General features: G+C 47.9%; 32 protein-coding genes, 6 tRNA genes and 3 pseudogenes. 13 read left to right on the top strand and 28 right to left on the bottom strand.

Annotated features, from left to right (window positions below; all coding sequences use genetic code 11):
* Positions 1-275: 275 nt before the first annotated feature.
* The 7 genes from QUF14_RS26775 to QUF14_RS26745 all read right to left on the bottom strand — a co-directional run bounded on the left by QUF14_RS26775 (position 276) and on the right by QUF14_RS26745 (position 2,747).
* Positions 276-440 (bottom strand): DUF3927 family protein, encoded by a 165-nt coding sequence (locus QUF14_RS26775; protein ID WP_000216624.1) that lies wholly within the window; start codon positions 438-440, stop codon positions 276-278.
* On the bottom strand, positions 437-868 hold the full coding sequence (locus QUF14_RS26770) for a tellurite resistance TerB family protein (protein ID WP_001355126.1): 432 nt from the start codon (positions 866-868) through the stop codon (positions 437-439). Before QUF14_RS26770 ends, QUF14_RS26775 begins: the two co-directional genes overlap by 4 nt.
* Before the next feature lie 173 nt (positions 869-1,041).
* Positions 1,042-1,118: transfer RNA gene (locus QUF14_RS26765), tRNA-Arg, on the bottom strand.
* 13 nt (positions 1,119-1,131) lie between these two features.
* Positions 1,132-1,212 (bottom strand) — tRNA-OTHER (locus QUF14_RS26760).
* Between the two features lie 7 nt (positions 1,213-1,219).
* Positions 1,220-1,294: transfer RNA gene (locus QUF14_RS26755), tRNA-Ile, on the bottom strand.
* A gap of 40 nt (positions 1,295-1,334) precedes the next feature.
* Complete coding sequence (locus tag QUF14_RS26750) at positions 1,335-2,393, bottom strand: DNA-methyltransferase (RefSeq protein WP_000799665.1); 1,059 nt, start codon at positions 2,391-2,393, stop codon at positions 1,335-1,337.
* 150 nt (positions 2,394-2,543) lie between these two features.
* Positions 2,544-2,747, bottom strand: coding sequence for a hypothetical protein (locus QUF14_RS26745; RefSeq protein WP_000917725.1), 204 nt, complete (start codon positions 2,745-2,747; stop codon positions 2,544-2,546).
* A 269-nt stretch (positions 2,748-3,016) separates the two neighbouring features.
* Between QUF14_RS26745 and QUF14_RS26740 the strand changes: the two genes are divergently transcribed.
* The gene (locus QUF14_RS26740) at positions 3,017-3,463 is read left to right on the top strand and encodes a hypothetical protein (RefSeq protein WP_001038608.1); all 447 of its coding nucleotides are present in this window, start codon (positions 3,017-3,019) and stop codon (positions 3,461-3,463) included.
* 85 nt (positions 3,464-3,548) lie between these two features.
* Here QUF14_RS26740 and QUF14_RS26735 read toward each other — a convergent pair whose 3' ends face one another.
* The 13 genes from QUF14_RS26735 to QUF14_RS26670 all read right to left on the bottom strand — a co-directional run bounded on the left by QUF14_RS26735 (position 3,549) and on the right by QUF14_RS26670 (position 11,267).
* Positions 3,549-3,914, bottom strand: a complete 366-nt coding sequence (locus QUF14_RS26735; protein ID WP_001204819.1) for an antiterminator Q family protein — start codon at positions 3,912-3,914, stop codon at positions 3,549-3,551.
* A gap of 17 nt (positions 3,915-3,931) precedes the next feature.
* Complete coding sequence (locus QUF14_RS26730; protein WP_001202270.1) at positions 3,932-4,921, bottom strand: DUF968 domain-containing protein; 990 nt, start codon at positions 4,919-4,921, stop codon at positions 3,932-3,934.
* 9 nt (positions 4,922-4,930) lie between these two features.
* Entirely contained in the window at positions 4,931-5,383 is a 453-nt protein-coding gene (locus QUF14_RS26725; RefSeq protein ID WP_001113917.1) for a pseudouridine synthase family protein, read from the bottom strand.
* A 78-nt stretch (positions 5,384-5,461) separates the two neighbouring features.
* Positions 5,462-6,277, bottom strand: coding sequence for a KilA-N domain-containing protein (locus QUF14_RS26720; RefSeq protein ID WP_001072669.1), 816 nt, complete (start codon positions 6,275-6,277; stop codon positions 5,462-5,464).
* A gap of 151 nt (positions 6,278-6,428) precedes the next feature.
* Complete coding sequence (locus tag QUF14_RS26715; RefSeq protein WP_000767110.1) at positions 6,429-6,824, bottom strand: RusA family crossover junction endodeoxyribonuclease; 396 nt, start codon at positions 6,822-6,824, stop codon at positions 6,429-6,431.
* Positions 6,821-7,147, bottom strand: coding sequence for a LexA family protein (locus tag QUF14_RS26710; protein WP_000210144.1), 327 nt, complete (start codon positions 7,145-7,147; stop codon positions 6,821-6,823). Before QUF14_RS26710 ends, QUF14_RS26715 begins: the two co-directional genes overlap by 4 nt.
* Positions 7,144-7,797, bottom strand: a complete 654-nt coding sequence (locus QUF14_RS26705; RefSeq protein WP_024212172.1) for a phage N-6-adenine-methyltransferase — start codon at positions 7,795-7,797, stop codon at positions 7,144-7,146. The genes QUF14_RS26710 and QUF14_RS26705 overlap by 4 nt, the downstream gene beginning before the upstream one ends.
* A complete protein-coding gene (locus QUF14_RS26700; protein ID WP_000055024.1) occupies positions 7,797-8,285 on the bottom strand; it encodes a PerC family transcriptional regulator in 489 nt (162 codons plus the stop codon). Before QUF14_RS26700 ends, QUF14_RS26705 begins: the two co-directional genes overlap by 1 nt.
* Positions 8,282-9,106 (bottom strand): helix-turn-helix domain-containing protein, encoded by an 825-nt coding sequence (locus tag QUF14_RS26695; protein WP_000061530.1) that lies wholly within the window; start codon positions 9,104-9,106, stop codon positions 8,282-8,284. Before QUF14_RS26695 ends, QUF14_RS26700 begins: the two co-directional genes overlap by 4 nt.
* Positions 9,103-9,327, bottom strand: coding sequence for a hypothetical protein (locus QUF14_RS26690; protein ID WP_000620696.1), 225 nt, complete (start codon positions 9,325-9,327; stop codon positions 9,103-9,105). The genes QUF14_RS26695 and QUF14_RS26690 overlap by 4 nt, the downstream gene beginning before the upstream one ends.
* Entirely contained in the window at positions 9,324-10,475 is a 1,152-nt protein-coding gene (locus QUF14_RS26685) for a Rha family phage regulatory protein (protein WP_001087304.1), read from the bottom strand. Before QUF14_RS26685 ends, QUF14_RS26690 begins: the two co-directional genes overlap by 4 nt.
* Positions 10,472-11,023, bottom strand: a complete 552-nt coding sequence (gene ymfL, locus QUF14_RS26675; protein WP_000515860.1) for a protein YmfL — start codon at positions 11,021-11,023, stop codon at positions 10,472-10,474. The genes QUF14_RS26685 and ymfL overlap by 4 nt, the downstream gene beginning before the upstream one ends.
* A 43-nt stretch (positions 11,024-11,066) precedes the next feature.
* Positions 11,067-11,267 carry a helix-turn-helix domain-containing protein gene (locus tag QUF14_RS26670; RefSeq protein WP_000649477.1) on the bottom strand — a complete coding sequence of 67 codons (201 nt, stop codon included), beginning with the start codon at positions 11,265-11,267 and terminating at the stop codon, positions 11,067-11,069.
* A 90-nt stretch (positions 11,268-11,357) separates the two neighbouring features.
* Between QUF14_RS26670 and QUF14_RS26665 the strand changes: the two genes are divergently transcribed.
* Positions 11,358-12,032 carry a LexA family protein gene (locus QUF14_RS26665; RefSeq protein WP_000859465.1) on the top strand — a complete coding sequence of 225 codons (675 nt, stop codon included), beginning with the start codon at positions 11,358-11,360 and terminating at the stop codon, positions 12,030-12,032.
* Between the two features lie 195 nt (positions 12,033-12,227).
* On the opposite strand, the gene QUF14_RS26660 is transcribed toward QUF14_RS26665, so the two are convergent.
* The gene (locus QUF14_RS26660; protein WP_021559686.1) at positions 12,228-12,437 is read right to left on the bottom strand and encodes a hypothetical protein; all 210 of its coding nucleotides are present in this window, start codon (positions 12,435-12,437) and stop codon (positions 12,228-12,230) included.
* 844 nt (positions 12,438-13,281) lie between these two features.
* Between QUF14_RS26660 and QUF14_RS26655 the strand changes: the two genes are divergently transcribed.
* The 6 genes and pseudogenes from QUF14_RS26655 to QUF14_RS26635 form a co-directional block, all read left to right on the top strand.
* Positions 13,282-13,644, top strand: a complete 363-nt coding sequence (locus QUF14_RS26655) for a YfdP family phage-associated protein (RefSeq protein ID WP_000135680.1) — start codon at positions 13,282-13,284, stop codon at positions 13,642-13,644.
* A 65-nt stretch (positions 13,645-13,709) separates the two neighbouring features.
* Positions 13,710-14,534: a YfdQ family protein gene (locus QUF14_RS26650; RefSeq protein WP_000081305.1), complete on the top strand. Its 825-nt coding sequence runs from the start codon at positions 13,710-13,712 to the stop codon at positions 14,532-14,534.
* 127 nt (positions 14,535-14,661) lie between these two features.
* A complete protein-coding gene (gene yfdR, locus QUF14_RS26645) occupies positions 14,662-15,198 on the top strand; it encodes a 5'-deoxynucleotidase (protein WP_000008209.1) in 537 nt (178 codons plus the stop codon).
* Positions 15,189-15,551: a YfdS family phage-associated protein gene (locus tag QUF14_RS26640; protein ID WP_063815049.1), complete on the top strand. Its 363-nt coding sequence runs from the start codon at positions 15,189-15,191 to the stop codon at positions 15,549-15,551. Before yfdR ends, QUF14_RS26640 begins: the two co-directional genes overlap by 10 nt.
* Positions 15,551-15,676, top strand: a pseudogene (locus QUF14_RS29120) (hypothetical protein); the annotation flags it as partial. The gene QUF14_RS26640 and the pseudogene QUF14_RS29120, both read left to right, overlap by 1 nt.
* Before the next feature lie 414 nt (positions 15,677-16,090).
* Positions 16,091-16,330: pseudogene (locus tag QUF14_RS26635) on the top strand (DUF551 domain-containing protein); the annotation flags it as partial.
* 476 nt (positions 16,331-16,806) lie between these two features.
* On the opposite strand, the gene QUF14_RS26630 reads toward QUF14_RS26635, so the two are convergent.
* The 6 genes and pseudogenes from QUF14_RS26630 to holD all read right to left on the bottom strand — a co-directional run bounded on the left by QUF14_RS26630 (position 16,807) and on the right by holD (position 20,928).
* Complete coding sequence (locus QUF14_RS26630; RefSeq protein ID WP_000040218.1) at positions 16,807-17,526, bottom strand: hypothetical protein; 720 nt, start codon at positions 17,524-17,526, stop codon at positions 16,807-16,809.
* A gap of 239 nt (positions 17,527-17,765) precedes the next feature.
* Positions 17,766-19,022 (bottom strand): tyrosine-type recombinase/integrase, encoded by a 1,257-nt coding sequence (locus QUF14_RS26625; protein ID WP_001218284.1) that lies wholly within the window; start codon positions 19,020-19,022, stop codon positions 17,766-17,768.
* A 226-nt stretch (positions 19,023-19,248) separates the two neighbouring features.
* A pseudogene (locus tag QUF14_RS29115) lies at positions 19,249-19,317 on the bottom strand (hypothetical protein); the annotation flags it as partial.
* Positions 19,318-19,407: 90 nt separating this feature from the next.
* On the bottom strand, positions 19,408-20,085 hold the full coding sequence (gene yjjG, locus QUF14_RS26620) for a pyrimidine 5'-nucleotidase (protein WP_000870712.1): 678 nt from the start codon (positions 20,083-20,085) through the stop codon (positions 19,408-19,410).
* Between the two features lie 14 nt (positions 20,086-20,099).
* Entirely contained in the window at positions 20,100-20,546 is a 447-nt protein-coding gene (gene rimI, locus QUF14_RS26615) for a ribosomal protein S18-alanine N-acetyltransferase (RefSeq protein ID WP_001092449.1), read from the bottom strand.
* The gene (gene holD, locus QUF14_RS26610; RefSeq protein WP_000204018.1) at positions 20,515-20,928 is read right to left on the bottom strand and encodes a DNA polymerase III subunit psi; all 414 of its coding nucleotides are present in this window, start codon (positions 20,926-20,928) and stop codon (positions 20,515-20,517) included. Before holD ends, rimI begins: the two co-directional genes overlap by 32 nt.
* A gap of 102 nt (positions 20,929-21,030) precedes the next feature.
* Between holD and rsmC the strand changes: the two genes are divergently transcribed.
* The 4 genes from rsmC (at position 21,031) to QUF14_RS26590 (ending at position 22,583) form a co-directional block, all read left to right on the top strand.
* Complete coding sequence (gene rsmC / locus QUF14_RS26605; protein WP_001272310.1) at positions 21,031-22,062, top strand: 16S rRNA (guanine(1207)-N(2))-methyltransferase RsmC; 1,032 nt, start codon at positions 21,031-21,033, stop codon at positions 22,060-22,062.
* A 199-nt stretch (positions 22,063-22,261) separates the two neighbouring features.
* Positions 22,262-22,348 (top strand) — tRNA-Leu (locus tag QUF14_RS26600).
* Positions 22,349-22,376: 28 nt separating this feature from the next.
* A tRNA-Leu gene (locus tag QUF14_RS26595) sits at positions 22,377-22,463 on the top strand.
* A gap of 33 nt (positions 22,464-22,496) precedes the next feature.
* A tRNA-Leu gene (locus QUF14_RS26590) sits at positions 22,497-22,583 on the top strand.
* 27 nt (positions 22,584-22,610) lie between these two features.
* Here the strand turns inward: QUF14_RS26590 and QUF14_RS26585 are convergent.
* On the bottom strand, positions 22,611-22,847 hold the full coding sequence (locus QUF14_RS26585) for a DUF1435 domain-containing protein (RefSeq protein WP_072271683.1): 237 nt from the start codon (positions 22,845-22,847) through the stop codon (positions 22,611-22,613).
* Positions 22,848-22,987: 140 nt separating this feature from the next.
* Here QUF14_RS26585 and fhuF point away from each other — a divergent pair, with 140 nt between their 5' ends.
* A complete protein-coding gene (gene fhuF, locus QUF14_RS26580) occupies positions 22,988-23,776 on the top strand; it encodes a siderophore-iron reductase FhuF (RefSeq protein WP_000331606.1) in 789 nt (262 codons plus the stop codon).
* Positions 23,777-23,808: the final 32 nt, after the last annotated feature.

The raw sequence follows: 23,808 nt of genomic DNA, 5'->3' as shown, positions 1-23,808 counted from the left end.
GCGGAATTTTTGGGCGTAAAAAATCCCCTCCGGTGAGGGGATTTGCTTATGTAAACATTTACACTGCTTACCTGCATGGTGCCGGGTGCCTCCCGGTGAATTCAGTATCAGCACCTGAATCCGCAATTATCCCATATACCTACTTGCTGATTGCCCCTCCGCACAGGGGGATTCACCATGCGAAATTTTTTTAACAAATGCTCAGTCTGACAGGCAACTGTCAACTGGCTGAATTGTGAGACATTTAAAATTTTCGGGGCGTAACTGATACCCGGTTAACTACCTGGCATGTCCTTTTTCACCAAAGGAAAAAGCACCACCACAATACCGACCACCAGCACTCCATCCGCCAGCACCGACATGATCCTGCTGGTGAAATCCACCATCACCACCAGAAACAGCAGGAGTGCCACAGCGGCCAGACGCAGTTTTACCGTCACAGGTGGTTCTCCAGTCGCAGGCCAAGAACACCAGCAATCTCTTCCAGAACCTTACGCTCTTCCGGCTCAATTTCACCATCTGCTTCAGCAATGGCCACCGCCACATCCAGCACATCTTCCGCTTCACGCGTATCGTGTTTCACATCTTCAATTTCACGCAACGCTGCACGACGACCAATTTTAAAATTGGTGTCAAGCTGACCTGTGATCGTGGCACTGATGGCATTAATTTCTGACGTAAACGTGGACAACGCTGGCTGGTTACGTAATACCTGTTCGATCTTCGCTTTCTCTGAAGTCTCACATTCACCATCTGCATAGGCCACTAGGTAGGCAGCATTAATAACCGCCTGTGCCAGATCGCGTTTCTCAAACTTTTTAATTTCAGTTGCTGCTCTGCGGGTTTTCTTTTTGAAAATACCAAACATCGTGACTTTTCCTTTTAGTGGGTGAACCTGCGCCCTGCGGGGACCAGCCCACAGAGAAAGTCACACTGACCATCCCGTAAGCTCACCCCTGAAAAGCTCTGTGGTTTTTGATATACGCCGGGCGTGGCGCGGATACAAAAAAGGCCCGCAAAAGCGAGCCAGGAAAATAAGTATGGCGCGTTGTACTGGATTCGAACCAGTGACCGATTGCTTAGAAGGCAATTGCTCTGTCCGACTGAGCTAACAACGCATGATGCAGATAATGGACCGCCATCGAGGACTCGAACCCCGCACCAACAACCCTGTTATCGTGTCGTCTGCTCTTCCTGATGAGCTAATGGCGGTACGTTATGGTGGCCCTGCTGGATTTGAACCAGCGACCTGGCGATTATGAGTCGCTCACTCTCACCACTGAGCTAAAGGGCCGGGCGCAGGATAATAACGGTACGTAACTAATTCTGCAATATCATCCGTTCTGACTGACTAAATCCTGAACTTCCTTGACCGTCTGCTCAAAACGCTCAGTCTCCAGCTCAACGCCAATTGCACGACGTCCCAGCGCCATCGATGCTTTGACCGTCGAACCCGACCCCATGAAAAAATCTGCAACCAGATCTCCCGGACGACTGCTTGCGCTGATTATCTGCTGCAACATTTCTGCCGGTTTTTCGCACGGATGTTTCCCGGGATAGTACTGCACCGGTTTATGCATCCACACATCGGTGTACGGCACCTGCACAGTCACACCGAAATACCGCCGCAAATTTTTATATTCTCTCAGCAGTTCCGTATACTGCCGGTTCAGTTCACTGTATGTGCTGACCAGCTGGTGGTGTGGCTGCTCCAGTTCACCGCGCTGATGTTTTTCTGCTGCAACACGCGCAAACAACGCCTGCAATTTGTTGTAATCAGCTTCGTTCGGTAACTGCCACTGACTGGTACCAAACCAGTGCGAAGCCATGTTTTTCTTTCCGGTGGCTTCCGCTATCTGTTTTGACGTTATTCCCAGTTCGGCACGAGCATCCCTGAAATACGATATCAGCGGTGCCATTATGTGCTGTTTGAGTTCCCTTTCTTTTGCCGCATAGCCGTCACTTTTGCCGCGATATGGCCCCTGGTAATGTTCAGCAAACAGAACGCGCTCTGTGGCAGGAAAATATGCGCGCAGACTTTCTTTATTACACCCATTCCAACGTCCGGACGGCTTCGCCCAGATGATATGGTTAAGCACGTTGAAACGTTCACGCATCATGATCTCAATATCAGATGCCAGGCGATGCCCACAGAACAGGTAAAGGCTTCCGGCAGGTTTCAACACCCGCCAGAACTGGGCCAGACAGTGGTCCAGCCACTTAAGATAATCTTCGTCCCCTTTCCACTGATTGTCCCAACCGTTGGGTTTCACCTTGAAGTAAGGCGGATCGGTAACAATCAGGTCAATGGAATCATCAGGCAGGGACTGAATAAAATGCAGGCAATCAGCGTTGATTAAATCAACACTGTTTATTTTTACAGTATTTTTCATGGATCAGTAAGCGTAACTCTGGTAGGCTCACTCTGCTTTTGCGCTAAAGCAGTGGGCCGTGGTTCGCTTGTGACCAGTAAGCATGAGCGAATGGCTGGCAGGTGCTACCAACACCCACCAGCCGCCCATTTTCACAGCAGGAAACCGCCATTACTGGCAGCGTCTGAATTTATTCCCGTACCCGCCGTTATCCTTCGCCAGACCCGCCAGAACTAACTGAGTCAGTATTAACTGGCACCGGACTTCGCTTACTCCGGTAGTTCTCGTCATCATGCGTGGCGTTACCCACTTGTCAGCAGGTAAGAAATGAAGGACTGCGGCGGCGGTTTCTGTCATATCTTGCTGTTTTAGCATGTTTTTTCCCTTCTGGTTAACATGACATACCAATAACTCTTGTCTAAAAAGCCAGCAAGATAAAAAGTCAGTATTCACGACCACCAGCGTGTTTACTGTACTGCACCAAGTTTACAGGTACAAAAAAACCGCTCAGCGGCGGGTTTAAGTTGTGTGGCGAAGTAACCACTCTTAACAGCATATTTGATTTTTTACGATTGTAAACGGTTGATTATTCATCTCCAATAAAAATAATTGTGTAGGTATGCCCTTAACAATGGATAAGAAACATGAATAAAATGACTGTATTATTACTTAGCGCAACTATCATTTCAGGTTGTACTTCTTCCGTACCATTGATAAAGAAAACTCAATCAGGAAAACCTGAGGGGGTTTATCAAAATACGACAAAAGATAAAGTCAAAGATGCCCTTGTGAATTACTGCAATAGTAGAGGGTTGATAATTTACAACGCGGATAACAGCAGTGTTATATGTGGTAAAGAACTGGAAGGCGGGTCTGCTGTTTTTGGACAAATGTTAATCGGCAATGCCTATTCAACAACCCCGGTATCAAAAGTCAGATTTACTATCGCTCAAGTTAATAACGATACAAAAGTGTGGGCCGATATGTGGATGGAAACTCAAATGGCAATGGGGCAAGTACAACAAATGGCTATAACAGACAACGCAAGCAAAAACACTATCCAACAACGTCTTGATGAATTAAAACCTTAAGTAAATTAATTAAATAAAATGGGGAGAAATAAATCGACTCCCCACACATTAAACTGATTCAATTACCCCCTCAATAAGAGATCTTCTAACGATCCATCTCTAGCTCAATTTCTAACATCATTAACATGCCATCAACTACACCTTCAGCCTTTTGCAATAAACGCCCAACCCAGCAATCAGAACGCCCATGTTTACGGGCAAGCGCCATAAACGTCATACCACCTACATAATAATCCACTAATAAATCGTGCAAATCGCTGTTGTTCTTTTTCAGGCGAGCCATGCACCCACAAATGATCATCGCGTCATCGTCACAACATTGCGGGCGGGATTTTACTTTTGAAGGGATTAGTCCTTTAAATCCTGCAGCAATAGACGACCAGGTGACATCCTCGTGATTATTTGCCACCCATGCCCCCCAACGTTCAAGAACCATTTGAATATCACGCATCAACTTTCTCCACAAAATCAGGCCAGAACGCCAATTGCCAGCGCACGATCGATAAAACGAAATATCAGCTCCAGCTGGGAGCCATACTTCTCTTCAAATGCCACGGTATCCGCATGCAGCTCGTCGTGATGCTTTCTGCACAAAGGCAACACAAAAAGGTCATGCGCTTTTGTTCCCATTCCACCCTGACCGTGACCTATCAGGTGGTGGGGATCATCAGCAGGCTTTCCACAACATGCACACGGCTGTGTCTTAACCCAGCGCGTGTACTTTTCATTAACCCAGCGGCGACGTTTGGGGCGTAACATAAAAGACTCCGGCGACTCCGGATCCACTTTCAGCGCCAGCACCTTTTTCGCTTTATCCTGGATGATGCTGGTGGCAGGAACCGAAGGCACAAGGTCACACTCCCGGGTGACAGACGGCACAACAGGCGTCGGTAATCTCAGTGCCTTACGGGCTGCACTTTCCGGTAAGGCATCCGCCAGGTCATTACGAGCCAGCCACCAGCACAGTTCCGGCATTGTCACAACGTGACTATCATCAAAACCGAGATCCCGACGCACGACAGATAACACCCACCGGGCACAGTTATCCGTTGCCATTGATTCCAGCCGTTCCGTGAACTGATCGCGCAGCTGGTTATCGCAGTGCCAGCACAGACGGATTGCGCCCGGAGCGTGTCGCATTGTGGTCATATTCTCGCTGTGCCAGTCGGAATGAGGCCACTGGCAGCCTTTTTCACGAAGTAACCAGCTTTCAAGACATTCCACGCCACCAGCACGACGGATTACCGCCTCATTGCGGAACATAGCCCGAACGGCAGGATCATCCGCCAGCGGTTGTGATGCCGCCGGAACGGCACCACTGGCAAAAGATGAATAACGTTCCGGCTCAGGCTCCAGCAGGACACGCCCCTGCATAAACAGGGGCATCAGCTCTGAACCGGGTCTGAACAATACGATCCCCATACGTGGGGCAATTTCAGGGGTCAGTAGTGCTCTCAACGTAGAACCTCACAGCACAATCTGTTTCAGTTTCTGTACCGCTTTCCCCATATCCGCCATAGCATCAACAAACTCATCAAATTTACGACTTGCCATTCCATACGCCTGGAGGATTTCCAGTTTCAGAGGATCCAGTTGCTTTTTAATTTCCGCACGATCATTAAATTTCTTCTCTGCTTCTTCCGCAGCCCTGATCAGCTCCTCAGCATGCCTGCGTAATTCATCCGGAGTAACGGTCTTTTTAATCACAACGGGTTCCTCTGTTTTTACTGGTATTTCACTATTTACTGCCTGATGTCCAAATTTAGGATGATGTAACGTTGTAGTTCTTCCATCATTCGCAACGACCAGAAGTCCACTGTCGCGGATAATGCCAATGAGTATCTCCTTATCCCTTTTATTCAGCAGACTGTACGCCTGCACTTTCTGTGATATCTGGGTCAGTGTTGCGCCTTCCGGCATTCGTTCAACAAAACGTTTAACCCTGGATAAAACTGGCTGCAGATGGGGTGGTGTAATTCGCATGCTCCACGCCTCCCATCAGTGAACGGTATCGAGCAGCTTTAACAGCTCAGGGAATCGGGATTCGAAGAAATGCGGCTGCGTCTCGCGCGGATTTGCAGGACTGGTGATGTTCTTGCCGAACATGCAGCCTTTCGCCGTCAGCGACCAGAATTTTTTGATGTTGTTAATCGCGGTACGGCTGTATCGTTCGCGTTGTTCAACGATCCCCAGCTTCGCCATCTGGTGATATGCCTGATTAGCCGTCAGGCGGATACCATACTGCTTCAGCAGTGCACTCAGCGACAGCGTAGGGCGGCTTGAACCATCTGGCGCATCAGCAGGTGCATCAATGGCATAGATCGGCATAAGTTCAGGAAGACCTGCTACCTTTGATAATTTCTGGTATGCACCAAGTTTCGAGGAGTTTGACAGATTTAGAGTCTTTGCTGCTGATTCAAGCAGAATGACCCCGGATTTAATTTTGTCGGATGTGGTTTCTTCTGGTGATGAATTATGAAGCGCATCAAAAGTACGTATCACTTTTAAGCTGAATGCCGGGCTGATCCACATTGCATATGCATAGACCAGCTCTTTACAGACATACGTCCCACCATTGCGCCCCTGAATGGTGATGACAGGAATACTACGGGAATCTCCCGTAGTTTCTTCTTCCAGTAATTCCACAAGAGCCTTCGTTTCAGGACGACGCATAAACTCGTGAACTTCCAGCGAACGGGAGGAGCGATTCTCACCAGCGGCAAGAAGAGCAGCTTTCTGAAGGTCGTTAAGACAGTAGTTAGATTCAAAGTACTGGCGCACAGAAACGCCATCAATTACAAGCAACTGATTCATTGGTTTCTCCACAAATTTCGGGACTGCACTCCCTTTTCGTTGATGCAAGATGAACTTACTGCGATTTTTAATAGTTATCAAGGATACACTGTTCATAAATACAGTATCTTTAACGAGGTAATACCCAAATTTAGGGTGTTGCTCAATTCCGTTACCGAGTTGCTAATTTGCAACTCGCTTTTTCGTACTTACTGATAGTGATCTCGACCTTACCTTCCGGGATAACCGGTCCCCACTCCACCAGCATTCTTTTCACCTGACTGTCGTCTTCCCACACCCCCGCGTGGGTCAGGGCGTCAAACAGCGCCTTGTTATAGTTGTCCAGATCGCGGATCCGGTTATCCGGAGGAAACAACACGATCTCCACTGAAGCAGGTGCCGACGTTGGTTTCGGCAGACGACGTAACTGCTCAACTATTGCTGCGCACGCCGCGCTCTGGAATTTTCGCCCCGCCGCGCTTATCAGGCTCTTACCAGCAAACGCCCCTTTGTTGGGGTGTCGCCAGTACGTGTTCACGCTGGGCGGGAAAGGCAGTATTAGCTTCATACTTTCAGGCCCCTCTCATGTAACCAGTGGGTTGCACGCAGCCTGGCGTTTTCCTCACCGGCAAGCAGTGAGCGGATAATCCCGACCGCCTCGCTGTCGTCGTCCTTCATCGCAGTATGAAGCGTTATCCCCCGGGCCACGCCACGCTTTATCGTGATGACGCCTTTTTTCTCCAGTGCGCGAAGATGCTCCACCGCTGCATTCACTGAACGGTATCCCAGCATGGTTGCCACCTCCTGATTGGTTGGCGGGAAGCCACGTTCTTTCTGATAAGAAATCAGCATATCCAGCACCTGCTGCTGGCATTGAGTTAACGTCGTCATGCCGCCATCTCCCTGACCAGTTTTTCCGCCTGCTGGCGAACCTGCGCCAGAAACGCCTCACCACATGCCTCAAGTTCATCGCGCCCGATGTAGCTGATTGCCGGTCCCTTCCAGGTCTTGTCGAAAACAGCAATAGCACCAGCGAAGAAAGCGCCTGTCGGCACCTGCTTCTCATCTTTCGGGATAAACCAGGCAGGCAGTTCAAAACCAATACGCCCGCGAATAAAAGCAATATGATCTGCATCTTCCGGCCACCACACTTCGCTGGTGGCAGCTTTGATCAGGAAAACATAGCGCCCGCCTTTATCACGCATGGCACTGGCATGTTTCATGATGTAACGCATGCCGGTGATGTATTGCCCCTCATGCTGACTGGCGCGGCTGTATGGGGGATTACCAAAGGCAGCACCTTTAAGCTCCGCAAGACGTTCTGACCAGTCATGCGCCAGCGCGTTGTCTTCCGCCGTGTAATACGCGGTACATTTGGCGTTATCACCGTCAGTAAACAGATCTAGGACAAACGGGCCAAACAGGGTGTTAATTCCCCAGAAAATGTTACCCGGCGTGCGCCACTGATCGCCCACTTCCTTCAGTTCATGGGCTGGTTTGTTCCGCAGTTCCACCAGCGCCCGGCAATATTTATTACTCATTAAGCCCCCACGTAATTCCCTGACAGATACCACTCTTCACCCGATGCAGCGCGCTTGCTACTTTTCCGTAAGCACCGCTCACGACGCGCCAGAAAATTGTTTCGTTCTGGCAGGGAGTGGCTTTCACGGAATGCCGCCATCCACACGGTTGCAGCACGACGAAATAAGCCCCTGGACTCCAGTTCTTCCGCCTGGCGGGTCAGGCACAAAATCACCCGTGGATCGTTAGTGCCGACATAGAAATTGCGCACAGGTCTGGTTTCACGAACTGGTTGTGGTTCCGGCTCCTGCGCTCTCTCAGTCAGGCGTGGGAAATGTCTGCGTGTATCTCCTTCACAACGGTGAGCCACACGCCCACTCTGACGTAACTTGCTTGCTGACTGCAGAACGCGCTGTCGTGAGTAACCAGCAAAAGCATCCGCAATGTCTCCGGAAGTACACCCCGGATGGGCTTCAATGAATTTCTGAACTTCATTCAAAAGACTCATAATCCCCCCCTGAATCCTGCCGGGATCTGGCTGTAGTCCACGTTGTCGTAACTGGCTTTGAAGTACGGGTCCTCGCGTCTGGCTGCAGATACCGCAGGAACTTCCCAGGATTCTTCGAAATGACGATCCGGACCAAAGAACGTGACAGCCTGTTTCACAAATTGTGTGCCGCTGTTACCCATCGCAGATACCCAGCCCGCGTAGCGTTTCACACCTTCCAGCATGGTTTCGGGGTTTACTCCCTCATTCAAACGGGCTTTCCAGGCTTTGAAGGCTGCAGATTTTGAATTGCCACCAGCACGTTTGGGATATGCCAGCCATGCCTGCTCAAACTCCGGAGAGTATTCCGGTCGGTTTGAACGAACTCGCACGGACTCATCAACTGATGCACCAACAGCTATTGGTTCATTGACTGGTTCTTTGACTGGTTCAAAAGAGTGACTGGTTCTGGGTGAATCTCCTGCACTACCCCCTGGTGCAACTCCTGCACTACCTGGTGAATTTGCTGCACCAGATAGTGAATTATTTGCACTACCCCCTAGTGAATCTCCTGCACCATCCAGATGAAGGAGATAGATATTACTTGAGTTACCTTTTTCACCTTTCCGGGTGACTTTTTTTACCAGCCCGGACTCACAAAGGGCCGCAATATGATTCATCACAGAACGTTTGCTAATCTCGCACTGGTCAGCAATATGCTGGTAGCTGGGCCAGCACTCACCCTGATCGCTGGCATTATCAGCCAGCTTGATCAGAACCAGTTTTCGCAATGGATTACCCACTCGAATTTTCATCGCTTTAACCATCAGCTCCATACTCATGCTGCACCTCCGAGATGCTTCATGTTTTTTCCGGAGCGAAAGGCTATAAGCGGCATACTGACGCGGTAATTACGGCCCAGCGGTTCACAAATCACCTTCTGACATTCACGGTCAACCAGGCTAACACGTAGAACATGCCCTGCAGGCGTGGTGTACCACTGACCCGGTCGAGGACAACGGAAAGTCTGATTGGTAAACCGTTTGAAAATATTCCGGATCATTTGCGCCCCCTTACCTCGGAAGAGTTCAGCGACGAATGAATAAGACGGGCAAGAAATGCCGCATCGTTAATTCGGTCATACAGACTTACAGCCAGCGGTGATTCAGCTTTTTCCAGCATGGGATAAAGCTGCTGCAACCAGACCTGATGAATTGATGAAATGTAGGAATAGAGTACGCTGGCGTTATGTGCAACGTCGCTCGGTACAGCGGGCTTTGAAAGCTGTTTCTCCATCTGGTTAAAGGCATTGATGTATGCCTCTTTGAACTGGGCAGCACGTTTACCCGTGAAACCCATAGCAAGAAACGCAAAACCGTCGCGGGTTATTTGATAGCAAGGTAGTTTGCGGCCTGTGCAATCGGTGTAATCACTCACCGAAAAATTGCGGGCAGTGAATGATGCGGAGCATTCAAGCGTGCGGATCTTTTTCAGTACATCGTCATGACGTTTGGAGAAGAAGTTGGCAACAGCCAGGGATGAAGTAACAGCCTGACCATCAACGATGGCAATTTCAGGTTGAGTGAGGGTTGGGATCGTAGCCATGATGGCAGCCTCTTTGGTGATTTTTAATAACTCACCACCAAGGCTTTCCACGACCTTATTGGTGGTGAGACGTACAGGGGTGGAAATACCGGTCACCAAAGAACCCGGCCCAACCGAAGTTGGCCCTGCACGCCCCACCATAATTTGGGCGTAATGCTGCTCATGACACAAAAAAACCGCAAGAGCGCGGTTGTGCGCTTTGGTGAATTCCGGGTTTCCACGCCCGGCACCCGCTTTATAAGGTGCCTGAACAGTGTAACGTCCCGGAATGGCAGAATCAATGTGCTGGTGGTCCTTCACACTCAACAAAATCACGCCTGAATTTCCACAAAGGGCTAAAGCACTCATGCGGGTAGTCTTTGCGAAGATAGATAACGCGCTGTGTTTCTGGCTCCCAACGAATAACATGAACATAAAGTCCTCTTCCGTCACGAAACCAGCGGTTAAGTTCCTGCACAACTCGCCCCCCACAGTCAGGTAAAGTTCTCTGTGGTTACTTACAGCCAGGAGATTTGGTAATCTGCATTCATGCCGTAACAACAGGTGTTCAGCGACGCTGACCACCAGCTGTTGCGACAAATGGTTATTTGCCGTTAAACTGTTCATGCGTTAGTTTCTCCACAGACACAAAACGCCACGACGCCCGGAGCTGCACACTCGCGGGCGTCACTCTTTTCTGGAGCGCAAAAGATTTTGTAGACCAGTGCTGCATGCTCCTGGAGCTTCGAAATTGACAGATACAACTCATCATTAATTGCTGTCTGCTCGTGTGGCTCCACTACCCCATCTTCGATTGCCGAACGAATCTGCTTTGAGTAACTCCCGATCTGTTCGATGACTTCCAGCAGGCGCTGGTTTATATCGGCGTTCTCTACTTCCTCAATTTCAGGAAGCGATACAAACACCCCACCAGCAGACTGTGCGACAGCATCCGCAATGTAGTGAGTGCCAGCCGCGCGCTGTAAAATCATTGCCCATCCCAGCGGGAAAATCTGATCGCCATCTGCACGAAGGCGGTTGAATAAAGCGTTCTCTGTTACATCCAGCCACTCAGCAGCTTCAGCGTAACCCCCCGGCAACGCCGCGATAGTTTTTCTGACAGCTTTCACGTACCACTCAGGCTGTTTTTCTACTTTCCAGTGATGCTTACCCACGGTTAGCCTCATCGTTCTGTGGTTAAAAATTAAAGGTGTTCTGTTAATCTTTCGGATAGATATCCGGTCTTAAGTCAGATTTCGTAATTGCACCTGACGTGCATTGCTCAAGTTTTTTAGCCAGCACAAAACTGGCTTTTTTATAACCATTGAAAACCAGCCGTAAGTAGCCTGGTGTTGAGCCAACTTTTCCGGCCAACTCGCCCTGCTGTTCTTTGGTTAAAGAGTCCCAATACGCTTTCATACAATATGTACCTCTTATATACATATTACATGATTGAAATGAACCTTCAAGATACTTGTACCCTATCGGTACAAAGGTTTTAATTTCGTTATGAAAACAGTCCATGACATCCGGCGGTCTAACGCCAGAAAACTGAGAGATGGTGTTGGCGGGAATTCTTCCTTTGCCACCATGATTGATCGCGAACCAACCCAGACCAGCAGGTTTATGGGAGATGGTGCTACTAAAAATATCGGTGACAGCATGGCACGGCACATCGAAAAATGTTTCGACCTGCCTGTCGGATGGCTTGATCAAGAACACCAGACAACGAACATCACAAAAAAACCTGATGTTTCAATCACTAATAAACAAATAACGTTAGTCCCTGTCATATCATGGGTACAGGCCGGAGCATGGAAAGAAGTTGGCTATTCTGAGGTTGATTTGAGCACAACAGAAACATATCCCTGCCCTGTACCCTGTGGCGAAATGACTTATATATTGAGGGTGATTGGTGATTCAATGATTGATGAGTACCGTCCGGGGGACATGATTTTTGTCGATCCAGAAGTACCAGCCTGCCACGGCGATGACGTTATTGCATTGATGCACGATACAGGTGAAACCACCTTCAAAAGGTTGATAGAAGACGGGACACAGCGTTATCTCAAAGCATTAAACCCCAACTGGCCTGAGCCTTACATTAAGATAAACGGTAATTGCTCTATCATTGGTACAGTTATTTTCTCAGGAAAACCAAGAAGATACAAAATTAAAGCCTGATCAATGTCTATGAACCTGCTTCGGCAGGTTTTTTTATACTTGACAATGTACCATTAAGATACATAATGTACCTGCATAAGATATCGAACAGGCAGGACGCCCACGAAGTAGCCGTCCGGGGCATACGAAGACCGGAATGGTTCGTAAATAAAAAAGCGCCCAAGTGGACGCTTCACTTTTGAACTGGATTTATAATCAATTATTTTCTTCATAAATGTTTTGTAATGTATTTATGAGATTTGGTATTTCTTTTATGGGAAAAGAATATATTGGACTTTCGATAATTTTATCAGATTCAAATGGTGGTTGTTTGCAGGACAGTTGAACTATAACTGAATTATGATCTTTAACTGGCACACAGTACCAACCACATACATCAAAAACAGGAGTATTTTGATTATCCATTATGTCCTCGACAACTAAAAACACTGCGTACAAACCTCAAAAGCAGGGAGTTATTTATAAAATTTCATAAAGAATAATTACTGATGGCGACAATTCATTGTTCTTGAATTTTGAAAAATAGCAAGACAAAACAATGTAAACTTATTTAAGAAAAGTTCTTATTATGTAAACAAAACAACCAATTCGTTATATAGGAAAAACAAATAGTACGCAAGAAAATATTCAACAGGGGTATTACATTCAACCATAAGAGTAATCGTCTCTTTGGTAACTAATACCGAACATTTTATTGTAACACGTCGTATGGCACATGCGTCGTTAGCGGTCTGGGGACGTTAAAGGGGACAATCCACTCCTTGCTCGGGCAAACAAACCAGGTAGCCGGAATGTGCAAGTCAATGATGATGCTGATAAGACGCCTAACCAGCGTGGCGATCCGGTTTGACGCCTGGGAAGAGACCAGGGTGCAACGATGAGGGCATTTATGGAGCCGCGACAAAGTGTGGTGCCATAACTGGCTAAGTGCTCTCAGCGTTGTGGTAATCCGCGAAATGGCGCGGCGGTAAGTATGGCGGGGTTACTCTTTCCCCGTTGAGGACACCGGATTGTCAGGTTGACCATACGCCTGAGTGACAACCCCACCACAACAGCCACTGCTTTGGCGGTACCAGCTTGTACCCTTGCTTCCGGCTGGTACCGTCCTTTTTACAAAACAGAGAAGAGCATCACCGGACGACGGGCTCATAACCCAATCCATCCGGGCGGCTGCCACCGCAGGTGTTCTTCTCTGTTTTGTGGAGAAACCAACCGGCCTTGCAGGGTCGATATGATGAGGAGCAGCAAAATGGCTAGCGAACGCAGTACTGATGTGCAGGCATTTATCGGGGAGCTGGACGGCGGCGTATTTGAAACCAAAATCGGCGCAGTTCTCAGTGAAGTCGCTTCCGGTGTGATGAACACGAAAACCAAAGGTAAGGTCTCACTCAACCTGGAAATCGAACCATTTGATGAGAACCGTGTGAAAATCAAACACAAACTCTCATATGTTCGCCCGACTAACCGCGGGAAAATTTCCGAAGAAGACACCACCGAAACGCCGATGTATGTCAATCGCGGTGGTCGCCTGACTATTCTGCAGGAAGACCAGGGACAATTACTGACTCTTGCCGGTGAACCTGACGGAAAACTCCGCGCAGCAGGTCATTAATATCGTTCTTAATTAACTGATTATTTATCTCATCACTGAATATCTTTATATAGTGAGGACTTATTATGTCTCAGAACTTAGACGCAACCGCAATTAATCAAATCCATGCCCTTATTTCTGCTCAGGGTGTTAATGAAATTATCAGTAAGATTGGTGCCGATGCTGTGGCATTGCCTGAGAATTTCCGCATTCATGATCTGGAAAAATTTAATTTAAATCGCTTCCGTTTCCGTGGTGCGCTTTCCACTGCCAGCATCGATGACTTTACCCGTTATTCTAAAGATCTTGCAGATGAAGGCACCCGCTGCTTTATCGATGCTGATAATATGCGTGCCGTCAGTGTGCTTAACCTGGGTACTATTGATGAACCAGGTCACGCAGATAACACCGCCACTCTCAAACTGAAAAAGACAGCACCGTTCTCTGCCCTGTTGTATGTTAACGGCGAGCGTAACTCCCAGAAGTCACTGGCAGAATGGATTGAAGACTGGGCCGACTATCTTGTGGGCTTTGATGCTAATGGTGACACCATTCAGGCAACAAAAGCGGCTGCGGCGGTCCGTAAAATCACGATTGAAGCAAACCAGACCGCTGATTTTGAAGATAATGACTTCAGCGGCAAACGCTCCCTGATGGAGTCTGTCGAAGCGAAGACCAAAGACATTATGCCAGTGGCATTTGAATTTAAATGCGTTCCGTTTGAAGGTCTGAAAGAACGTCCGTTTAAATTACGCCTCAGCATTATCACTGGCGATCGTCCTGTACTGGTTCTGCGCATTATTCAGCTGGAAGCGGTGCAGGAAGATATGGCTAACGAATTTCGTGATCTGCTTGTTGAGAAATTCAAGGACAGCAAAGTAGAAACCTTTATTGGTACTTTCACCGCCTGATTTCATTACTGCAAATGCCCCTGCGGGGGCATTTATGGAAACGTAATTTACTCAATAATCGCCGGATGGTGAGGGATTCTTTTTACCAGAATTCAGCGCGGTGCAGCGCATATACGTGGAGAACAAAATGTCATTTATCAAAACTTTTTCTGGGAAGCATTTTTATTATGACAGGATAAATAAAGACGACATCGATATTAACGATATCGCGGTTTCCCTTTCAAATATCTGTCGCTTTGCCGGTCATCTTTCGCACTTCTACAGCGTCGCCCAACATGCGGTTCTTTGCAGCCAGCTGGTGCCGCAGGAATTTGCTTTTGAAGCGTTAATGCATGATGCAACAGAAGCGTATTGCCAGGACATTCCCGCACCACTGAAACGCCTTCTTCCTGACTATAAACGGATGGAAGAAAAAATAGACGCCGTAATCCGTGAGAAATACGGGTTACCCCCGGTTATGAGTACACCCGTGAAATATGCCGATCTCATCATGCTGGCAACCGAACGCCGCGATCTCGGGCTTGATGATGGCTCTTTCTGGCCTGTACTGGAAGGCATCCCGGCAACAGAGATGTTCAACGTGATTCCACTGGCACCGGGCCATGCCTACGGGATGTTTATGGAACGTTTTAACGATTTATCGGAGTTACGCAAATGCGCATGAATGTTTTCGAAATGGAAGGGTTTCTTCGCGGGAAATGTGTACCGCGAGATCTGAAAGTGAACGAAACAAATGCTGAGTACCTGGTACGTAAATTCGACGCGCTTGAAGCTAAATGTGCGGCACTGGAAAACAAAATAATACCAGTGTCAACTGAACTGCCACCAGCAAATGAAAGTGTTCTGTTATTTGATGCTAATGGAGAAGGCTGGCTGATTGGCTGGCGTTCTCTCTGGTACACCTGGGGACAAAAAGAAACCGGAGAATGGCAGTGGACATTTCAGGTCGGGGACCTTGAAAACGTCAATATCACTCACTGGGCAGTAGTGCCAAAAGCACCGGAGGCTGGAGCATAATGACCACATTTACCAATAAAGAACTGATTAAAGAAATCAAAGAACGAATCAGCAGCCTAGAGGTTCGAGACGATATTGAGCGCCGTGCTTATGAAATTGCTCTGGCATCGCTAGAAGAGGAGCCGGTGGCGTGGCTGCATTCAGAAAATGGCTTAGGTATTCCGGCAATAACGAGGAGTAAAAACATTGCTGACAGTTGGTTATCAAAGGGCTGGTATGTTCAGCCGCTATATATAGCCAAGCCAGTGCCGGTAGTGCCAGATGCTCGTCCGTCTTTAAATAATGGCATAGTCGGTTTTGATGAAGGCTGGAACGCCTGCCGCGCCGCCATGCTTCATGGTGCCGAACCTGTAAACCAAACTTACAAGTCACCACACACGCAGTTTGAACAAGTTGCTGACCTCTACGAAATGCAATTTGATGACGGTCGCACTTGTGCCTTTCACACTGATGCGCAAAAGGCTGCGCAATGGCTTCAGGTGTGCGACGGAAACAGGGTTCAGGAATACGTTAAGCTGGAACGGCTGCAGAACGCGCTGTCTGGCAACTCTCCGGTAAGTCCAGGTGGTTGGATAAGCTGTAGTGAGCGAATGCCGAATGATAAACAGTATGTTTGGTGTTGGGGGAAGTCTTACGGCTGGACTGAGTGCGATACCTTCGAAGGGTATTACGATTGGTCGAGAAACAAATGGTGGGCAGTTACTGACAATGAGGAAGAACAGGCATCGAAAGTAACCCACTGGATGCCACTACCGGAGCCGCCGCAGGAGGTGAAGTAATGAACAACTTAATGACAACTAAACAAGTCGCCGATTTCTGTGGTGTTTCAGTATCGACAGTTCTTCGCTGGAACAGCGTAAACAGGAGAACTGGTCAGAAATACAGGCCTGACTTTCCAGATCCTGATATTAAATCCTGCCCAAATAAATGGGCATCACACAAGATTTACAGATTTGCGGGAGTGATTGAGTAATATGTATTAGCTTAGATGTGAGCTGACACATCTATGCTTAGATGCCAAACCTAATCTGAGCGTCCACTCTTTACCAAGAGCGGACGTTACCAATGACCATATGACATGAATCGATAAGATCAAAACATTATCGCCAAGAAATGTCATACCATTGATACAAATAAAATTGATTACCCCCTTACTCTTGTTGAAAAGTTAGTCGTAGAGTACCTATCGCAATGTAATCAGCTTTAATCATCTGAAAATTACTCCTTAAAAATTAGCTTTTATATACTGAACAAATTAAATCTCTGTTTCTTTTCCTGCTCGGCTCAACCAATACTCCATTGTTTGAGTATGAATCTTTTCAGCGTATATTTTATCAATTAATTTATCTTGTTTTTCTTTAATGACTTCACGCAGTGAATCATATAACATAAAAAAACGTTCATCATCTTCCTCATTATTACCGTAATTTATTTGATTGAGCTCTGAAAAAATATGATAGTACCTTTTTTTCTTGGTCCCCGGCAATATTAAAACCAAGCCACATTGATCATATTCGAATTCACCTTTATGGGCAGCAAAGTTATGTCTAACATTCATAATAGAATCATGTAAATCTCTATATTTTTCTGGCACATGCTTTCTCTGCAATGTGAATCGACGCCCTTTCGCCTCTGTAAAACACTTACCGTAAGTAACAACTTTTGATATAAACAAAGACTTTAATATTAGATTCTTTTCTAAATCCGGATAAATAAAGTGTTGTTCTTTATTAATGTTATTACAAATATTTTTTATTATATTCTCCCAACCAATAACATTCCGAAGATCTTTATCAAGCAACTGTAAGGCCACATATTGTTCTACAAAGCGGCCTTTTAAAGGTATTCGTGGTAATATTACACCTTTCTGCTTATAAATTCTTTCTATCGTATTATCTGGATATTGGATCTTCCTTATTTCTATTCCGTCTTCTTCTGATACCCTTACTAATGGTTCATTTTTTAACTTTGACATGTTAACCCTCTTAAATAAAAAACTAACTTTATCCAGATAGTGTCCGTTAAGAAGTTTTCGTTACAACTAAGTTTCTAGGTAAATCATGAATCGACCTATAGTATCAAAAACATTTGGTGGTAAACATCTGCATTTATCAAATGGCAGGAGCGATTTAGGGGCATAGGGATAGTGATGATATCGATACCCGCCCCCTCTTATGTCAACACAATGGCGTAAACTTAACGCTCACATCTCGCTCAAAGTGTGCTAGGAGATTTGGTTATGTTCAGGTGATACAAACCGTCAGTTTGACAATTAACAATCGATTCAACCCTCTTCCACCATGCCAGGTAAGCTTTACGCTGTTCTTCTAGATAATCACTCTTATCATAAACTTGCCATACCCCTGGCAGCTTATGACCAAGCATAATTTCTGCGATATGAGGCGCAGTAAGATCAGAAAAATTTGTTCGAGCTGTACGTCTCAAGTCATGAAGAGACCAATGAGGGAATTGATATCCTAAACACCGCCATGCGTACTGCATTAAATTGTAAGGCAGCGACTGCAATGATGTCCGACCAACGGGTTCCCTGCTTCCTTCCTTAGTAAAAAGCATATCGGAACCATTGTTCATAGAGATAGCGTACTTTATAAGCTCTTCAACCGGTTCAATAATGGGCCGCTTTAGCGGTTCGCCTGTTATCTCCCCAGTCTTATGTCGTTCTGGTGGTACAGTCCATACTTTATTAATGAAATCAAAATCGTCCACCCGGGCGGTAATTAGCTCTGAACTACGGCAACCAAAATGCAGCAATAGTTTAATGAAGGCCCGGTATTTAGGAACCATTCGAGAACCATCGATCGCAGCATAAAGGATTTTAATTTCATCATGTGTCAGAAACCGTTTCTTCTGACCTTTACGGATATCCATATCTTTACCCGTGATATCCGACAGCGGGCGAGTTTCAATGAGCTTTCTCTTATACGCCCAGACATGGGCCTGCTTTGCGTTAATTAGCAATCGGTCTGCTATTGCTGGAGTCTTAGTGCTAAGAGGCTCCAGGACTTCTAACCAATCATGCAATGTAGCTGCATCGTGAGGGATATTCCCGATTTTAGAGAACAGGTGCAGCTCAAACGAGCGAAGTATCTGTTCAGAACCTTTTTTATTTTTTACACAATATGCTTCATACCAAGCACGGATCACAGACTCTACCGTCATGGCTTCAGTAGCTTTTCGTTTTTCAGCCTGCTTGACCAATCGTGGATTACGGTTTGACTCGAGTTCACCACGAAGACGGATAACTTCTTCTCTGGCCTCTTTTAATCCAGTTGCCGGGTAAGTTCCGATATCAAGACGCTCACCTTTCCCTGCCCATTGATAACGATATTGGAACACTACGCGACCTTTCGGTGATACTCTGACAGACAGACCATCACGATCGGATTTAACCAAAACCTTATCACGTTCCTTTCCAACGACTGAACGCAACCACGCATCAGACAGCGCCATTACTCACCTTGTACAAATCGCAAAACACCTCTGCTGTTTTGTACATTATGTACAAGCATATGTACAGATTTTTGATGAAAGCAAGCTGATCGATTTAAAGTTACATGAAAGAGTTTTCAATTAAAGAAGCTACATAACCAAATGTATTTAAATGAGTTACATAACTCAACCTAAATTAACTGAAAGGATTTTGAAAGAGTAAAAGAGCTTTAATTTGGGCTTAATTATTGGGGTGAGAAATAATGGCAAAAGTGCGGCGCTTCGCCACCTCTTGCAAATAAGGAGACAACGTCATAATTCTTTCTTCTTGAGTAAGCGGCATCGCGCCGCGCTTGTTGAAAACGAAAAATTGCGGCTATTTTACCCATCAACGGGGGGGAGGCAATCAGTGTTTACACAGGAGCTGCTCCAGTTCGTGCAACGAAGAAACGGTCCAGGTAGGCGCGATGCCTTCTGGTTGCTCGCGATTGTGCGCATTCAGCCAGCAGGTCGCAAGCCCGGCGTTGATGCCACCGAGAATATCGGACTCGGCAGTGTCGCCAACCATTAGCACGCGTGAACGGTCAGGATTGCCCGCCTGTTCCAGCGCATAATCGAAAATTTTCTTATTCGGTTTGGCTACGCCAACTTCTTCGGAAATCACCAACAAATCGAAATAATCACGCAGGCCCGTGCGTTCCAGACGCACTTGCTGCAAGGCGCTAAAGCCGTTGGTGATGATGCCGATTTTGGCGTTGCCGCGAATGGCATTAAGCAGGGAAACCGCGCCCGGCAGCGGCGTGCAAATTTCCGCCATCGCATTAATGAAGGCCTCGTTGAGTTTACCTGGCTCGACGTTCAGCCGTTCGGCCCAGCTCTCAAAACGCCCGTGCTGAAGCTGTAATGAAGTGATCGCGCCGTTTTGATAATCTACCCACAGGGGCTTGTTAACGGCCTGATAGTCCTGAAAATCTTCAGCGGTAAAAGTGACGCTGTAATCAAGAAACATCCGCTGCAGGCCGGTGAACGAGTCAAAGGTAAACAGCGTTTCATCGGCATCAAAGAAAATCCAGTCCCACTTCATTATTCCACCTTGTCTTACATACTGATTGGCAACGCCATGATGATGGCGTCTTCGCGACCGTCCTTGGTGGGGTAGTAATTGCGGCGAATCGTCGCCTCGTTAAAGCCTAAACTTTCGTACAGGGCAATGGCGGCAGCGTTTGAGGCACGGACTTCCAGCCATAACGTCGCCACACCGCGTTTTTCCAGTTCGTCGATCAGATGTTCCAGCAGCGCCCTTCCCAGTCCCTGACGCTGATAGTCAGGATCGACCGCAATATTGAACAATGTAGCTTCATCCAGCACCACTTGCGTAATCGCAAACGCCGCCATTTTGCCGTTTTGCGTTAACTGAAAGTTGAGATAACGCTCGCCCTGATTACTGGCAAAGGTTTTTTCACTCCACGGAAAGGCGTGGGCGCGTTGTTCAATGTGGAAAGCCGCTGGTAAATCAGTCGTTTCGAGGGAAGAAATCGTGTTCATATGTGCAAATTTGTTGCCATAACGCGGCGCGTGCCGTTGGGTTTGCCCGTAATTCGGTGAGCGCCGGTGATGCCACCTGAGCGCCTTCCAGTGATAGCGGTTCGTCAGTACCCAACCGCCAGCTGTTGCAGCGACTGCCTTGCGGCAGCATAGCGATTTTTTCTGGCGTCAGTTGCAGCACTTGATCGGGGCTGACGGTTAATGCACGCAGAACATCGCTCACCAGAGGATCGGTCAGGGCGGGAAGATCGTTTGCCACCATCACCAGACGGACGTGTGCCGGGATCGCAATGGCAATCTCCCCCTGCAACGCGCCAGGGCGACGCAGCGACCACTGGGTAATGCCCAGTTGCTGTAACTGCCAGTCTCGTCGGGATGTCATAGCGAATCGCTCCTGTTGTCAGGGGCGCAAATATAGCAAATTCGTCGATACCGCGCCAACATATGGCTATAATCGCCGCCAGTATCAATTGAGGAGCATTCCATGTCAGCATTTACCCCGGCAAGTGAAGTCTTGCTGCGTCACAGTGATGATTTCGAACAAAGCCGTATTCTTTTTGCCGGAGACTTACAGGATGACCTGCCCGCGCGTTTAGATACCGCGGCCAGCCGTGCTCATACCCAGCAATTCCACCACTGGCAGGTGTTAAGCCGCCAGATGGGGGATAACGCCCGTTTTAGTCTGGTCGCCACGGCGGATGACGTCGCAGATTGCGATACGCTGATTTACTACTGGCCGAAGAACAAACCGGAAGCCCAGTTTCAGTTGATGAATTTACTTTCTCTGCTGCCGGTGGGAACGGATATTTTTGTCGTTGGCGAGAACCGAAGCGGCGTGCGCAGCGCCGAGCAGATGCTTGCAGATTATGCGCCGTTGAATAAAGTCGACAGCGCCCGTCGCTGTGGCCTCTATTTTGGTCGTCTGGAAAAGCAGCCGATGTTTGATGCCGATAAATTCTGGGGCGAATATAACGTCGATGGCCTGACGGTCAAAACGTTGCCGGGCGTGTTTAGCCGCGACGGTCTGGATGTCGGTAGCCAACTGCTGCTCTCGACGTTAACTCCGCACACGAAAGGTAAAGTGCTGGATGTCGGCTGTGGCGCGGGCGTGCTTTCGGTTGCCTTTGCGCGCCATTCGCCGAAAATTCGTCTCACGTTGTGCGATGTTTCTGCGCCAGCAGTTGAAGCCAGCCGTGCAACACTTGCTGCCAACGGTATTGAAGGTGAAGTCTTTGCCAGCAACGTCTTTTCCGAGGTGAAAGGTCGCTTTGATATGATCATCTCCAACCCGCCGTTCCACGATGGGATGCAAACCAGCCTGGATGCGGCGCAAACGCTGATTCGCGGCGCGGTGCGTCATCTTAACAGCGGCGGCGAGCTGAGAATTGTGGCGAACGCCTTCCTGCCTTACCCGGACGTGCTGGATGAGACATTTGGCTTCCACGAAGTGATCGCGCAAACCGGGCGATTCAAGGTGTATCGCGCCATTATGACCCGCCAGGCGAAGAAAGGTTAAGTATCTGATATCTGTCGCCGCATACTGTGTCGGATGCGGCGTACACGCCTTATCCGACCGACAAACGAATTATCCACAATCCGCCGATGGCCATTTTTCCAGCAATTACACCTCCGTCGATAATTAACTATTGACGAAAAGCTGAAAACCACTAGAATGCGCCTCCGTGGTAGCAATTCTTTTTAAGAATTGATGGTATGCGAAGGTGGCGGAATTGGTAGACGCGCTAGCTTCAGGTGTTAGTGTCCTTACGGACGTGGGGGTTCAAGTCCCCCCCCTCGCACCAAAAACCACGTTGATATTGCTCGCACTGGGCGAAGGTGGCGGAATTGGTAGACGCGCTAGCTTCAGGTGTTAGTGTTCTTACGGACGTGGGGGTTCAAGTCCCCCCCCTCGCACCAAACGAGGCGATATCAAAAAAGTAAGATGACTGTGCGAAGGTGGCGGAATTGGTAGACGCGCTAGCTTCAGGTGTTAGTGTCCTTACGGACGTGGGGGTTCAAGTCCCCCCCCTCGCACCAATTATCTTTACTTCCTTCCTTGTTTTTTCATCCCTGATTCAAATTCATTATCATCAGCATGACGCCAGCAATAAGCACCAGGCACGATGGTAGCAAAATGTAATGCCGTAACTGTTTGTGATACAACATCACCGGCGTCAACACCAATCCCATCAGAATGACAATCCGCCACTGATCCGGCGATAAATCCGCATACGTCAGCCCTGCAATCAGCAATCCTGGCAGAAACACTCCCCAGCCACTGCCCAGCATACGTTGCAACATGGTTTCATCTCTTTCATTGATAATGATAACCAATATCATATGATAATTTTTATCATTTGCAAGTCAGAGAAATCCCTTGCTATCGAATAAACCTATCGCTAGGATTAGCAATCATTATCATTTAGATTACCATCGCGATTATGGCCTATCGTTCCGCACCGCTCTATGAAGATGTTATCTGGCGAACGCATCTCCAGCCGCAGGATGCTGGGCTTGCACAAGCAGTACGTGCGACGATCGCCGAACATCGTGAACATTTGCTCGAGTTTATCCGTCTGGATGAACCCGCCCCGCTTAACGCCATGACGCTGGCGCAATGGTCATCACCGAATGCGTTAAGTTCTCTGTTAGCTGTTTATTCCGATCATATCTACCGCAATCAACCAACGATGATCCGCGAGAATAAGCCGCTGATCTCCCTGTGGGCGCAATGGTACATCGGCCTGATGGTGCCGCCATTAATGCTGGCCCTGTTAACGCAGGAAAAAGCATTAGATGTGACGCCGGAACATTTCCACGTTGAGTTTCACGAAACCGGACGCGCCGCCTGTTTCTGGGTCGATGTGTATGAAGATAAAAACGCAACACCACATTCACCGCAGCAGCGAATGGAAACGTTAATCAGCCAGGCGCTTGTTCCGGTTGTGCAGGCACTAGAAGCAACGGGAGAGATTAACGGTAAACTTATCTGGAGCAATACCGGTTATTTGATCAACTGGTATCTGACTGAGATGAAACAGCTGCTCGGCGAGGCGACGGTTGAATCGCTGCGCCATGCCCTCTTTTTTGAGAAAACGCTCACTACCGGTGAAGATAATCCACTCTGGCGTACCGTGGTGCTGCGCGACGGCCTGCTGGTGCGCCGCACTTGCTGCCAGCGTTATCGCTTGCCGGATGTGCAGCAATGTGGTGACTGTACGCTGAAATAGAAAAATTTGCCGGGGAAGTAAACCCGGCATTA

This window comes from Escherichia sp. HH091_1A (assembly GCF_030295175.1).
GTDB lineage: Bacteria > Pseudomonadota > Gammaproteobacteria > Enterobacterales > Enterobacteriaceae > Escherichia > Escherichia coli_F.
Note: the sequence above shows the minus strand (reverse complement) of the source record. Positions and strands in the feature narration are given on the sequence as shown.